At 65.7% G+C, this 14,017-nt stretch carries 9 protein-coding genes; 4 read left to right on the forward strand and 5 right to left on the reverse strand.

Translation table 11 applies throughout. The features are described from left to right. Positions 1-139: 139 nt before the first annotated feature. Positions 140-385: a hypothetical protein gene (locus tag UU9_RS13830; protein ID WP_007082384.1), complete on the forward strand. Its 246-nt coding sequence runs from the start codon at positions 140-142 to the stop codon at positions 383-385. Positions 386-409: 24 nt separating this feature from the next. On the opposite strand, the gene UU9_RS13835 is transcribed toward UU9_RS13830, so the two are convergent. Continuing rightward, positions 410-1,894 carry a RimK family alpha-L-glutamate ligase gene (locus UU9_RS13835; protein WP_007082385.1) on the reverse strand — a complete coding sequence of 495 codons (1,485 nt, stop codon included), beginning with the start codon at positions 1,892-1,894 and terminating at the stop codon, positions 410-412. Positions 1,895-2,223: 329 nt separating this feature from the next. Between UU9_RS13835 and UU9_RS13840 the strand changes: the two genes are divergently transcribed. Further along, positions 2,224-2,721, forward strand: coding sequence for a GNAT family N-acetyltransferase (locus UU9_RS13840; protein ID WP_007082386.1), 498 nt, complete (start codon positions 2,224-2,226; stop codon positions 2,719-2,721). Positions 2,722-2,818: 97 nt separating this feature from the next. On the opposite strand, the gene UU9_RS13845 is transcribed toward UU9_RS13840, so the two are convergent. Further along, positions 2,819-3,838, reverse strand: coding sequence for a sugar kinase (locus tag UU9_RS13845; protein ID WP_007082387.1), 1,020 nt, complete (start codon positions 3,836-3,838; stop codon positions 2,819-2,821). A gap of 282 nt (positions 3,839-4,120) precedes the next feature. Here UU9_RS13845 and UU9_RS13850 point away from each other — a divergent pair, with 282 nt between their 5' ends. After that, positions 4,121-6,937 carry a TonB-dependent receptor gene (locus tag UU9_RS13850; protein ID WP_007082388.1) on the forward strand — a complete coding sequence of 939 codons (2,817 nt, stop codon included), beginning with the start codon at positions 4,121-4,123 and terminating at the stop codon, positions 6,935-6,937. A 130-nt stretch (positions 6,938-7,067) separates the two neighbouring features. Next, positions 7,068-10,874, forward strand: a complete 3,807-nt coding sequence (locus tag UU9_RS13855; RefSeq protein WP_007082389.1) for a LamG-like jellyroll fold domain-containing protein — start codon at positions 7,068-7,070, stop codon at positions 10,872-10,874. A gap of 174 nt (positions 10,875-11,048) precedes the next feature. Here the strand turns inward: UU9_RS13855 and UU9_RS13860 are convergent, their stop codons facing one another. From UU9_RS13860 to kduD, 3 genes are all read right to left on the reverse strand, one after another. Further along, complete coding sequence (locus UU9_RS13860) at positions 11,049-12,068, reverse strand: D-hexose-6-phosphate mutarotase (RefSeq protein ID WP_007082390.1); 1,020 nt, start codon at positions 12,066-12,068, stop codon at positions 11,049-11,051. Between the two features lie 96 nt (positions 12,069-12,164). Further along, positions 12,165-12,803, reverse strand: coding sequence for an RpiB/LacA/LacB family sugar-phosphate isomerase (locus tag UU9_RS13865; protein ID WP_007082391.1), 639 nt, complete (start codon positions 12,801-12,803; stop codon positions 12,165-12,167). A gap of 205 nt (positions 12,804-13,008) precedes the next feature. Continuing rightward, a complete protein-coding gene (gene kduD, locus UU9_RS13870) occupies positions 13,009-13,764 on the reverse strand; it encodes a 2-dehydro-3-deoxy-D-gluconate 5-dehydrogenase KduD (RefSeq protein WP_007082392.1) in 756 nt (251 codons plus the stop codon). Positions 13,765-14,017: the final 253 nt, after the last annotated feature.

The raw sequence follows: 14,017 nt of genomic DNA on the forward strand, positions 1-14,017 counted from the left end.
GGGAATCGGGAATCGGGAATCGCAAGAGCCCAGGGAGAGCCTGCACGACGAGTAAAGGCCGCGCGCGTGGTGGCGGGGTCGCAATCCTTGAGATGGGCGGGTCGCAAGCTGCGGTTCCCCTCATCGAACGGAGATTGCCATGCGTATCCCGCCGCCCTCACCGCACCACCCGCGCCTGGTCGCCGTTGCCCTGCTGTGGCTGGTGGCCGGTGCCGCGATGCTGCTGACCACGCTGGTGCCGGCGCATACCGAGTTGCTGGGCTGGACGCCGTTGTTCTGGCTGGTCGGCGCACCGGTCATTGCGTTGCTGGGGCTGGAACCGGCGCTGCTGCCGTCGCTGGCGCGCCGGCGCCGACGGGTCGGCCACGGTGCCGTGTGGCATTGAAAGCGGGGTTGAGCCAGGTGCCGGTCAGTGGCTGCCACCCTGGCGCTTGTGCTCCATCCGGCGCAGGAATTCGCGCATGATCCGCAGGTAGAGTTCGTCGCCCAGGTGGGCATCTTCCACCCCGGCGTCGATCGACGGATTGTCGTTCACCTCGATCACCACCGGCTTGCTGCCGACCTGTTTCAGGTCGACGCCGTAAAGGCCGTTGCCGATCGGATGGGTGGCCTTCAGGGCCAGCTTCACCACCTCGGGCGGCGCATCGGCCACCGCAATCGTCTCGAAGCCGCCGCTCTTGGCCGTGCCCTTGGCGCCGTGGTTGTAGATCTGCCAGTGGCCGCGCGACATGAAGTATTTGCAGGCGTACAGCGGCTCGCGATTGAGCACGCCGATGCGCCAGTCGAACTCGGTGTAGACATATTCCTGCGCCAGCACCAGCGCGCTGTGCTGGAACAGCCGGCCCGCCGCCTCGGCCAGCGCCTGTTCGTTTTCCACCTTCACCACGCCGCGCGAAAACGAGCCGTCGGGGATTTTCAGCACCAGCGGAAAACCCAGCCGCTCCACCACTTCATGCGTGCCCTTGGCGTCGTCGCGGTAGAGAATTTCCGTGCGAGGGACGGCAAGTTTGCGCGACACCATCAGGTCGTTGAGGAAGATCTTGTTGGTGCAGCGGAGGATCGAGGTGGGATCGTCGATCACCACCATGCCTTCCTTCTCCGCGCGGTGGGCGAAGCGGTAGGTGTGGTTGTCCGAGGCGGTGGTTTCGCGGATGAACAGGCCGTCGTATTCGGCCAGGCGCTGGTAGTCGTTCTTGTCGATCGGGTCGACCTCGATGCCCAGCTCGCGGCCGGCGGCGATGAACGATTTCAGCGCGCGCTTGTTCGACGGCGGCATCGCCTCGTTCGGGTCCACCAGCATCGCGATGTCGTAGCGATACAGCTTGCGCGCCCGCGGCTTGCGCCACAGCTTCCTGGAGAAGCGGTCCAGCTCCTGCGCGAAGGCATCCTCCTGCGCGTCATCCAGCGTGTGCAAACCCACCGGCTTGATCGAACTGACCTGCCACACGCGATCGCGCTCGAACTCGATCCGCAGCAGCGGGCAGGGAAACATCTCGAACAGCTGCCGCGCCAGATCCTGCAGCGCCGGATACGCGGTCTCGCCGAAGTACACCAGGATGCCGAAGTCGGTGGTGTCGCGCCCGCCGGCGGGCAGGAAGTGGGTGAGCTTGTGGTTGAGGTCGACGATGTCCAGGCCGTACAGCGAGCGCCGGCGAAGGTCGTTCACCGTGCGCACCGAGGGCATTACCTTGTGCCCGCGTGCCTCGGCCAGCAGCGACACGTAATAACCCGTGCCCAGGTATTTGTAGCTGCGGCAGAGGTTGATCACATGGGTACGCTCGTCGTCGGCGGCTACCGGCTGGCGCAGGTAATCCATCGCACTCATGACATCGACGGACGGGTAGTACGAGCCCCAGTCGGAGGCCTTTTCCACAACGATGACCAAACGGGCCATGACACCACTCGGGCGATATTCGACTTTCGGCGGCGCGCCTGGTGGAAGGCGGCCGGCTGGCACAAAGCGCGCAGTTTGGCACAGCGGTGATGGGGTACAAGGGCGGGCGCTGAAGGGCTGGTAAATGGGGCGGTGGGGTGTTTTTAAGAGCGCCCCCTTCCGCCCTGTCGGGCACCTTCCCCCGTTGCACGGGGGAAGGGAACTGGCTGTTTCGAGGATTCCCATCGCTTCCTTCCCCCGCTCGCGGGGGAAGGTGCCCGACAGGGCGGAAGGGGGCTGCTCTTGCTTTCCCCTCTAAACTGCAACTCTCCCCGCCACTGCTCCCAAACGTGCAACCCGCATCCTCTCCCCGCATCGAAGTTCGCCATGCCAGCCTCGCCGACCTCGACGCCCTGGTCGCATTGGAGCAACACACCTTCGACAGCGACCAGCTCAGCCGCACGCAATACCGGCGGCATCTGGCCAGCGATTCGGCGCGGGTGCTGGTGGTCGATGGTGCCGGCCCATCCCTGGCCGGAGCCGCCGTGGTGTTCTTCCGCAAGGGCAGTGCGGTGGCGCGTCTGTATTCGCTGGCCACGGCCGCCGAGGCACGCGGCAAAGGCGTGGCTTCGGCGTTGATGGAAGCGGTCGAGGCAGCCGCCCGCGATCGGGGTTGCCGCCTCTTGCGGCTGGAAGTGCGTGCCGACAATCCCGCCGCCATCCGCCTTTACGAGCGACACGGCTACCACCGCATCGGGCAGCTGGCGGCCTACTACGACGATGGCGCCGATGGCTGGCGCTATGAGGGGCCGCTGGTAAGCCGGGCGGAGCGGGAGAAGCGTCCTTGAGCCGGTTTGGTGGGAGCGACTTCAGTCGCGATGCTCCTTCTTTGGAGCCCCACAGCAGGGCGCCGCGACTGAAGTCGCTTCCACGGAGGGCGCAGCGTCAGCGTCGGACGTCGAACGTTTCCTCGTCCATCAGAGCCATGACGTCGGCCACGCCGACCGGGCAGAAATCGCCGGGGATGGAGTGTTTCAGGCAGCCGGCGGCCAAGCCGAAGCGGATGGTGGTGGCGCTGTCGAAACCTTCCATCAGGCCGTGCAGCACGCCGGCGGCGAACGCGTCGCCGCCGCCGATGCGGTCGACGATACCGTCCAGTTCGCGCACCGATGCCAGCGCGCGGGTGCCGTCACGGCCAAGCAGCATCGCGCCCAGCGCATGGCGGCTGGCGTTGTGTGTCGTGCGCTGGGTGCAGGCCATGTACTGCAGTTGCGGGAAGGCTGCGAACGCCATGGCTGCGGCCGCGTCCACGCGAGCCTGCGCGTCGCCCTGGCTGAACTCGCCGCCCAGCACCACGCCGATGTCGCGATGGTCGGCAAACACGATGTGCGCGCAGGCGAACAAGTCGCGCAGGATCGCCTGCGCATCGCCACCCCAGCGTTCCCACAGGCGGGGGCGGAAATTGCCGTCGAACGACACCTTGATGCCCATGTCGCAGGCGGCCCGCGCGGCGGCAAGAGTCGCCTGCGCCGCCTGCGGGCCCAGCGCCGGGCTGATGCCGGAAAGGTGCAGCCACTGCGCACCCCGCAGCAACGTCGGCCACTCGTAGCTGTCGGCCGGCGCCGCGGCAAAAGCGGATTCGGCGCGGTCATACACCACTTCGCCCGGACGCAGGCCGGCGCCGGCGGTCATGAAGTAGAGGCCCATGCGCCCGGCGCTGCGTCGTACGTGGCGGGTGTCCACGCCGTGCCGGCGCAACTCGCCCAGCGCGGCGCTGCCCAGCGCGTTGTCGGCCACCACGCCGGCCATCGCCACGTCGTGGCCGAGGCACGCCAGTGCCACGCCCACGTTGGCCTCCGCGCCGCCGACATGCACGTCGAGGGAGGGCGTCTGCAGCAGCAACTGCTGGCTGGGGGCGCCGAGGCGCAGCAACAGTTCGCCAAAACAAAGCACACTTGAACTCATGGAGGTTTCCCGTTCGAACGACGATGGAGAATGTTGGCACAGATGGATGGGTACCGGTGTCATGCATGGGATTGCGGTGTTACCGCTACCATTGCTTTGACACATAACACACTATTTTTGATGGGTTTATTATGGATTTCGTCGCTCTGCTGCGGTGCAAGATGCGATGCTCGGAGGTAGCTGTTACGTTTCCGTATGACTAGCGGTGTCATTTGCTGTTCACATGTCGCGTGGCCAGGTCGCGTGACCAGATAACGGGCAAACCTTCGGGAGGGGAACAACATGCATCTACTCAACAGCCAGAAAAAGACACCGGTTACCGCGCTTGCGCTGGCGATCGGTCTGGCCTTGCAAACGGGCGCGGTCATGGCGCAGAACACCAACGCGTCCAGCCAGGACAGCAGCGTGGCGCCGAGCGCCGCCGCCGCAGACAAGGACGTGACCTCGCTCACCTCGGTGACCGTGACCGGCTATCGCGCCAGCGTCGCCAAGGCGCTGGACGTGAAGCGCGGCGAGCTGGGCATGGTCGACGCGATCATGGCCGAGGACGTGGGCAAGTTTCCGGACTTGAACCTGGCCGAATCGCTGCAGCGCATTCCCGGCGTGGTCATCACCCGCGACGCTGGCGAGGGCCGCAACATCACGGTGCGCGGCCTGGGTCCGGACTTCACCCGCGTGCGCATCAACGGCATGGAGGCGCTGACCACCGTCGGCAGCAGCGACCAGAGCGGCGGCACCAACCGCAGCCGCGGTTTCGACTTCAACGTTTTCGCCGCCGACCTGTTCTCCAGCATGATCGTGCACAAGACCGCGTCGGCCGACGTGGAAGAGGGCTCGCTGGGCGCCACGGTGGATCTGAACACCGCGCACCCGTTCGACTATGACGGCTTCACCCTGGCGGCCAACACCGAGGCCAGCTACGGCAGCATGTCCAACAAGACCGACCCCCGCGTGTCCGGCCTGATCGCCAACACCTGGGCCGACGGCACCTTTGGCGCCTTGCTCTCGGTGGCTTATTCCGAGAAGCACACGCTGGAAGAAGGCACCGGCAGCGGTCGCTGGGCCAATGGCCCCAGCAATGGCGGGTTCGACGAGAGTTCGCCGTTCACCGAGGCGCTGGGCGAGGACGTCTACACGCCGCGCTTCCCGCGCTACACGCAGATGCTGCATGACCAGAAGCGCCTGGGCGTCACCGGTTCGCTGCAGTGGAAGCCCAGCGCCGACACCTTGTTCACCCTGGATGCGATGTATTCCAAGATCGACGCCCAGCGCGACGAGCACTACATCGAAGCCATCTCCTTCAGCCGCAACGTGACCAAGCTGCCCGATGGCAGCTCCTTCACCGGCAAGCCCGAGACCATCGTCAAGGACGGCTACGTCGATCCCGCCTCCGGCGGCCTGCTGTACGGCAGCTTCGACAACGTGGACGTGCGCGCGGAAAACCGCCACGACGAATGGTCCACGGTGTTCAAGCAGCTCTCCCTGACCGGCAAGCACAGCTTCTCCGACGACTTCTCGATCGACGGCAAGGTCGGCACCTCCGCGTCCAATCATGACAACCCGGTGCAGACCACGGTGATGATGGACAAGCGCAACGTCGACAACTACAGCTACGACTACCGCGGCAACAAGTGGGCGCCGGTGATCGACTACGGCATCAGCCCGACCGACCCGACCGGCTGGAATCTCTCCACCATCCGCATGCGCCAGTCCAGCGTGGACAACGACTTCCACACCGGCGAGCTCAACTTCAACTGGCGTCTGGCGAACAGCTTCACCTTGCGTGGTGGCGTGCTGGCCAAGAACTACAAGTTCGCATCGACGGAAGCGCGCCGCACCGCCAACGAGTCAATCGTGCCCGACTTTGCCGATGGCACCACGGTGGTTCCCACCGACCTGATCGACCAGGTCGGCCTGAAAGGCGTGTCCGGCTCGCCGGGCACCTGGGTGGTGCCGGACTTCGGCGGCATCGCCGACCAGTTCAACATCTTCAACGGCCAGGGCACTTTCGCGCTGAGCCCGTACGCGGCCAGCGAGCGCAGCGTTACCGAGAAGGACCGCGGCGGCTGGCTGATGGGTGAATTCAGCTTCAACGTCGGCTCGATTCCCGTGTCGGGCAACCTCGGCGTGCGTTACGTCAAGACCAGCCAGAGCTCGCACGGCGTCGCCGTCATCAATGGCGAAAACACCCCGGTCGAAGCCAAGCGCGACTACAACGACACGCTGCCGTCGTTGAACCTCGTGGCCGAGCTGACGCCGGACTTCCTGCTGCGCTTCGGCGCCGCCAAGGTGATGGCGCGTCCAGGCCTGGGCAGCCTCACCCCGGGCGTGACGGTCAGCGTCAGCGGCGGTGCGCGCACGGTCAAGGGCGGGAACCCGAACCTCGACCCGATCCGCGCCAAGACCTACGACTTCGCTGCCGAGTGGTACTTCAACGAAGCGTCGCTGCTCAGCGTCGGCCTGTTCTACAAGGACATCGACAGCTTCGCGCAGAACACCAACGAGCGCCGCGCGTTCAACACCAGCGGCCTGCCCGACAGTGTGGCCATCGATCTGGGCGCCAGCCCCGATGACGATTTCTCGTTCTCGGTGCCGATCAACACGCCCGGAGGCGCACTCAAGGGCGCGGAAGCGAACTACGTGCAGACGTTCACCTTCCTGCCCGGCAAGTTCAGCAACTTCGGCGCGCAGCTGAACTACACCTTCGTCGATTCGAAGATCCAGTACATGACCAGCAAGGGCGACAACTCGCTGAAAACGGATCTGACCGGCCTGTCGCGGCACTCCTGGAGCGCCACCCTGTTCTACCAGGGCGACCGCTTCTCCGGCCGCGTCTCGGCCACCAACCGCGACGATTACCTGATCCAGGTGCCGGGCACCGAGCAGGGCTTCACCGACGATGTCCATGGCCAGAGCGGCAACACCTTCGTGGATGCCTCGCTGCGCTACAAGCTCAACGACAAGATGGAGTTGAGCCTGGAAGGCACCAACCTGACCAACGAACCGTCGCAGACCTGGGTCGGCGCCGGCTCGCAGCTGCCGCTGGACTACAGCGAAACGGGTCGCGTGTATCTTGTGGGCTTCCGTTACAAGCTCTGACGCCGTCTGACGTCCCGGTCGCAAGGCCGGGACGTTGTCGCAAGGAGCGGCACCCGCGTACCGCGCGGGTGTCGCTCACTTTCCACCGTGTGCGAGACGGCATTCCGCGCATGTTGCCGGGGGATGCACGATGTCACCACGTTTCAACCGCTGTTCGCGTTACCTCCTCACACTGGCCGGCGCCTTCGCCGCCGCCCTCCCTGCCGCCGCGCAGGGCACCTCGCCGCAACTGCTGTTCCACGTTTCGGCCGACCACGGTTTCACCGCCGATCATGCCGAAGGCGATGCCGTCCCCAATTTCAAGGACAAGGTCAGCCTGGTCGCCGATGGCGCCATGGGCAAGGCGATCCAGTGGCAGGACGACGGCGTGCTGGCATGGAATGCGCCGGGCAACATCCGCGCCGAGCGCGGCACACTTTCCTTCTTCTGGCGCTCGCGCTATCCGGTAGGCGAAGCGCCGTTCGTGATCTTCCGCGTCGGCTATGCCGACCACAGCAGCTGGGACATGGTCTGGCTGCGCATCGACTGGAACGGCCACGGCTTCGACGCCTTCGTTACCGATGCCAACCTGGCGCGCACCCGCGTCTCGTTCAAGCTGGACAAGAACCCCGACCCGAAACAGTGGATGCACCTAGCCTTCGGCTGGGATGAGGACAAGGGCGTCACCCTGTTCGTCGACGGCAAGCAGGTGGCGCGCGCCGACACCACGGGCGACTACGACGCGGCGCTGGACCAGCTCGGCCTGGCCGGACGGGTGATGGCGCCCTACCAGGTGCAGAGCCGCTACAACTTCCTGCGCGGCAGCGATGTCGACGACATCCGCGTGTATGACCGCATGCTCGACGCCCGCGATGTTTCCGCGCTGGCCCATCACGGCGAGCCGAAAACCACGGCTGACGCCACCACCTCGCCACACGCCTGGTGGCATCGCTACGGCTGGGAGGGCACGCCGCCACCCGCGTTGACCGCGCCGACAACCAGCATCCGCAAAGTCGAGTTCGCCGACGTGCGCGACCACAAGCAGTGGATGTGGAAGGGCACCGACGGCATCGCCGAAACCACCTGGCCCGGCGTGTACAACCGCTCGCGCCTGGCCGGTCGCCACGACTACTTCACCCTGCCGGACTGGAACACCTACGTCGACGGCGGCAAGACGCTGGACCTCACCGTGCCCGCCGGCGAAGCCATCAACCGCATCGATATCCGCGGCGCCGCCTACGGCACGCTGTCGGGCAACGCCGGCACCTTGTTCACCCGGCCCGAGGGCGTGGTACGCAGCGTCAATGCCTTCCCCGCGCAAACCGGCGGCAAGTTGCGCTTCACCAACGTCGCCCAGGAAACCCCGATCCAGGAGATCTGGGGCTACGACGTCAGCAATGCGGCCGAGCCGGCGGGTACGGTCAAGCAGCGCTACCTCATCGACAGCAACGCGCTGCCGGATTACACCAACCTCGACCGCCTGCGTCATTACATCGACGGCCGTTTCGCGCCGGACGAGCGCAGCACGGTGATGGCGCTGCCCAAGGGTGCCGGCTCGCGTCCGCGCGGCGCCGACAGCTTGCCCGCGCATCCGCTGCCGATCGTGCAGGTGCTGATTCCCTCGGGCATCGGCAGCGCGCCGGCCGCGCAGCCGCTGATCCGCAGTTGGGCCTACAGCTGGGAAAACATGCATGACGGGCTCGACGGCGTCGCCATCGATATTCCCGCGCTGAACCTGCCGGCCACGCACACCGGCCCCGACGGCAAGGTGATCCCGCTCGACATCCGCATCAAGGACCCGATCTGGCCGGGCCGCGACATGATCGATGTATCGGTGTCGGTGAAGCCGGGCCAGAAGCGCACGCTGTGGCTGGATCTGCGCGACCGCATCCTCACCGCCGACAGCCTGTGGATTTCCATTGCCTCGGCCGCGCCCGGCTTCAACGCGAAGTCGCTTGATGGCGCGGAGATCCGGCTGGTGTTCAAGGATCGCCAACAAGCGATCAAGGAGCACGTTGCCGACCGCTTCAACCAGGTGCGCGACAACTGGGGCTTCATGGTCGAGGAGCACACCACCTCGCGCCGCCAGCGCCTGTACGACCGCTTGTACGCTGACATCAGCGACCTGCTGCGGGTGGACCCGGAGCATGAGCAGGGCCGCATGTACTGGAACGACATCAGCTACAACAGCCAGGGCCTGCCGCCGTTCGTGCAGCCGCAGGCGCCGGCCGGCGTGCCGCTGTGGGCGTTCCGCCAGGTGGAGGATCTGAAATACGTGCGCCGCTTCGTCGACTGGTGGATTGACCACCGCCAGATCGCCTATGGCGACTTCGGCGGCGGCATCTCCGACGATACTGACCTCACCCAGCAGTGGCCCGGGCTCGCCCTGATGGGCGTGCAACCCGATCGCCTCAACGCCTCGCTGACCGCGTTGTCCGATGCGGTCTACAAGAACGGCATGTTCGCCAACGGCCTCAGCACCATCGAGACCGACGAGCTGCACTCCTACGAGGAAGGCATCAACGCCGACTCGGAAATGCTCTACCTCAACTGGGGCGATCCGCTGACCGTCGAACGGCTGATGGCCACGGTGAAGGCGCTCAACGAGCGCATCATTCTGCGCAATCCGCAAGGTCACCTGCATTTCTCCAGCGACTGGTTCGGCGGCAACAAGATCTACCGCGATCCGAACTGGCAGTGGCAGAAACCGTACTCGTTCCCGATCCTGCACCCGGCCTTCCTGCTGGGCGTGTACAACGCCGATCCCACCGGGCGCGGGTTGGTCACCGGGCTGGCGGACGGCTATCTGGCTCACGCCTATACCGACGACCAGGGCCGCTGGGCGCTACCCAACGAGATCCAGTGGTCCACCGACAAGACCCGTGGTGGCGAGCTCAACAAAGGCTCGGGCGCAGGCGACCTCATGCATCTGTTCTGGGCGGCGTGGCGCTGGAGCGGTGACGCCAACTACCTCAAGGCACTGGACTATCGCGTGGCGCGCGGTGGCCCGGACGCCATCGCCAACCTGGGCGAAAACTTCATCGACGTGCTGGCTCGCCAGGGCGACTGGGGCAAGCGTCTCGTCGATGAGGCGCAGGCCGGCAAGATCGGTTTCCCCAGTGTGGTGGCGTGGCAGCTCACTGGCGACAAGCGCTACCTGGAGCAGCTGTTTGGCCAGGGTATCCAGGACAAGGCCCAGCACGAATACATGATGACCGAGGGCCACTGGTGGAGCGACCGCGTCGAGGCGCCCAGCGAATTGCTGCAGCGCGTGCGTCTGGGCGGCATCGCGCTGAAGCGCAACCAGAGCTACCCCGGCAACACGGTGAGCTGGCGCTTCGACCAGCCCCACGCCGCCGAGCAGGTGGCGCTGCTGGTCAACGCACCGTCGCGCGACCGTTTCACGGTGACCGCCTACAACCTCGGCAAGCAGCCGCTGGATGCGCAAATGACCGGCTGGAACATCGACCCGGGCACCTGGCGCATCCGCAGCGGCATCGATCGCGACGGCGACGGCAAGATCGACGGCAAACCCGCGCAGCACGACGTGCCACTGGAAACCAGCGCCAGCACCACGCTGCGCTTCCCGCCACGGCAAACGCAGGTGTTCGCGTTCGAGCGGATCAAGGCTGGTACGCCCGTGGAAACGCGCGCCGACCTGGGTATTGGCCGCGGTGACCTGCGGATGGACGGCCAAACGCTGAAACTGACCGTACACAGCCTGGGCCACATCGCGACCTTGCCGGGCCAGGCGGTGGTCACGGACGCCAGCGGGCGCGAGGTCGCGCGCGTGGCCATTCCGGCCCTGCCGCCGCCGCTGGATCTGCTGCCAAAGACCGTGCAACTCGAATTGAATCTGCCGCAGGGTTTCAAGCGTGACGGCGCCAGCGTGCAGGTGTCGCAACAAGGCGATGCGGCGGAAGTCACCCGGCTCAACAACCGCCTGTCGCTGGAGTAGTTGTCCGGGCGCGGTGATCGAGCAGTAGCCGCGCCTCGCGCCAACCAGCCGCGGATCCCAACCCCGTCATTCCAGCGAAAGCTGGAATCCAGCGCCTCGATTTGTCCGAGGCGCCAAAGGCGCTGGATCCCAGCTTTCGCTGGGATGACGGTGCTGCAGGGTGGTTCGCGTGGCTTACTTGAGGCCACCAACCTCGATCAACTGCTGAAGCTCATGCCGCTCACCCGGTTGCAGCTCAATTGCATCGGGAGCCACGTTGGCGGTTTCCACGGCGAGGTAATGGCTCCAGCCGGCGCCGATATCGTCTATCCCGCGCGCCGCCTTTTCGCCGGCATTCCACACCACGGCCGAGCGACTGCCGCGGGTGGTGATGCGGATGTGGCGGCCAAGGCCGGGGTCGTGCAGCACGTAGGGTCCGGTGGCGTGGGTGTAGATGCGGTCGCTGTGGCCGTCCGGCAGCAGCTGCCAGTCGCCGTGCTGTCGATGGGCGCGACCTTCGTCCTTCTTGTCCAGGTAAGTCAGGCCATCCAGCCCCGACACGCTGACCTGGCGCACGTCGCCGACGCGAAAATAGTTGTGCAGCGCCTCGGTGAATACCACCGGCTGGCTGCCGGTGTTTTCGGTCACCAGCGTCTGCGTCAGGGTGCGGCCAATGCGCAGCATCATGCCGAGGCGCAAGGGCAGCCCGGCAAGGGTTGGCGGCGCCAGCTGCAGCACCACGCTGCCATCGGCCTCGCGGCGTGCCTCGCGCAAATGCCACGGCAGGGTGCGCACCAAGCCGTGTGACGGCATGCCTTTGGCCTGGCCCATCTTGCCGAAATACGGCCAGCACACCGGCGTGCCGCCACGGATCGGCTCCGGCTGCCGCTTGGTCAGCGGCGACAGCCACAGCACGTCCTGACCGCCTTTGGGCACGAACGAGAGCAACTGGCCACCGAACACGCTGATGGCCGCCGTGGCGTAGGGCGTTTCCACCAACCACGCGGGGAAGCCGTGAAATTCGCCGCTGCTCAGGCCGGCCATCCGAACTCCCGGATCGAGACTTGCCTGCAACGGGGCGTCGGTCAGCTTGGCGTAGTCATCGGGCAGGTGGAACGCGGTCAGCGGCGTGGTTGGGGTTTCGGCAGCCGGCAAGGCGATCGCGGGCGAGGCAAACGCCAAACCTAGCGCGACCCAGACACAAAGCAGTTTCATGCAAGCCACCTCCGATGACGCCGATGAAAAGAAAACGGCCCCCACGCCTGATCGGACGTGAGAGCCGCTGTGCTCCCTGCGGCGGAAAGCTCGCGTTTACTTGCCCAGCACGCTGCTGACGTAGGCGCGCAGCTTCTCGTCCTTGGCGTTGTCGAAGAACGCCTTCTGGAAACGCTCGCCGCTGACCGCGTGTTTCACCAGCTCCGGATCGATCGACTTCAGTCCTTCGACCAGATCCTTCGCCGCGCCGCGCTTCACCGCCGCCAGGATGCCGGCATTGGTCTGCTGCGACTGGCGTCCCGAGGCCGGATAGCCCTGGCCGCGCTCGCCGTCGAACGCCTTCTCGAAGATGTAGCGCACGTTGATCTCGCCGCCCCAGCCAAAGCCCTTGGCGTAGGGCAGGGCCAGCGCGTTGCCGTTGTTGACCTGGGCAAAAAGGAACGCGTCGGTGGGCTCGATGCAGTAGCCGCAGTACACGCCCGGCCAGGCATTGAGCGACATCATCGCGCCCTGGCCGGTGCCGCAGCCGCTGACCACGAAATCGGCGGCGCCGGAGTTCAGCATCAGCGCGCCGCAGATGCCCAGGTGGATGTAGGTGAGGCGATGGTCGTTCTCGCCATCCATGCCCACGTTGAACACCTCATGGCCCTGGGCCGCAGCCACACCCTGCAACTGCTCGAGCACGATCGGGTTCTTGGGAGCCTGGCTGAACTCCATCATCAAGGCGATTTTCATGGGTGACTCCTTTGGTTCGAAAAGGGGATGTGTGGTGACGCGGGAAATGACGTTCAGGACTAGCGCTGAAATGTCGTCATCCCCGCGAAAGCGGGGATCCAGTGCCGTTGGGCCGAAAAGACACTGGGTTCCCGCTTGACCGGCCCTTCGGCCGTTAAAAAGCGCCTCGCGGGAACGACGGCAAAAGCGAGCCTTCAGCGCTGTCTCAGCGCGCGAGCCAGCCGCCATCGACCGGGATCACCGCGCCGTTGACGTAGTCGGCCGCGCGGGAGGCCAGGAACACGGCGGTGCCGCCCAGATCCTCCGGCTTGCCCCAGCGTGCGGCGGGGATGCGATCGAGGATGGCCTTGCTGCGGTCCTCGTCGGCGCGCAACTGGGCGGTGTTGTCGGTGGCCATGTAACCCGGCGCGATGGCGTTGATGTTGACGCCCTTGTCGGCCCATTCATTGGCCAACAGGCGGGTGATGCCCGCGATGCCGCTCTTGGAGGCGGTATAGGACGGCACCCGCACGCCGCCCTGGAACGACAGCATCGAGGCGATGTTGATGATCTTGCCGTAGCCCTGGGCGATGAAGTGCTTGCCCGCGGCCTGGCTCATGAAGAAGGCGGACTTGATGTTGACGTTCATCACGTCGTCCCAGTCCTTCTCGCTGAAGTCCACCGCGTCGGCGCGGCGGATCAGGCCGGCGTTGTTGACCAGAATGTCCAGCCGGCCCAGGCCCTCGATGGCTTCGGCAACCACTCGTGCCACCGGTTCCACGCTGATCAGGTTGGCGTCGATGTTGACGAAGCGGCGGCCCAGCGCCCGCACCTTCTCGGCGGTCTCGTCGGCCGGCACGATGCCGGCGCCGGCAATATCGGCGCCAGCGGCAGCGAGCGCCACCGCGATACCCTGGCCCAGGCCGGTATTGGCACCGGTTACCAAGGCGACCTTGCCTTCGAGACTGAATGGATTCGTCATGGTGTTCTTCTCTCCGAACGGTGTACGTGGGTTGGGAAGACGGCCGTATTCGTGGTTGACGCGGCCGGGTGCGCACGCGACGGTTTGGCTTCCGTCATGAGGCGGCTGGGCATCATTATGCCTATTTTGGTAACCGGTGTCATTTTAATGGAAAAGGCCGGTCATTCGGGTGCTCTGGGTGCGGAAAGCCAGTGCCTGTGAACCATCCAGACCAAGAATGAAAGCGCGGGCTGCTTCCTTCCCCCGCCTGCGG

Origin of the sequence: Rhodanobacter fulvus Jip2 (assembly GCF_000264315.1) — a bacterium.
In the GTDB taxonomy this organism is placed as follows: Bacteria; Pseudomonadota; Gammaproteobacteria; order Xanthomonadales; family Rhodanobacteraceae; genus Rhodanobacter; species Rhodanobacter fulvus.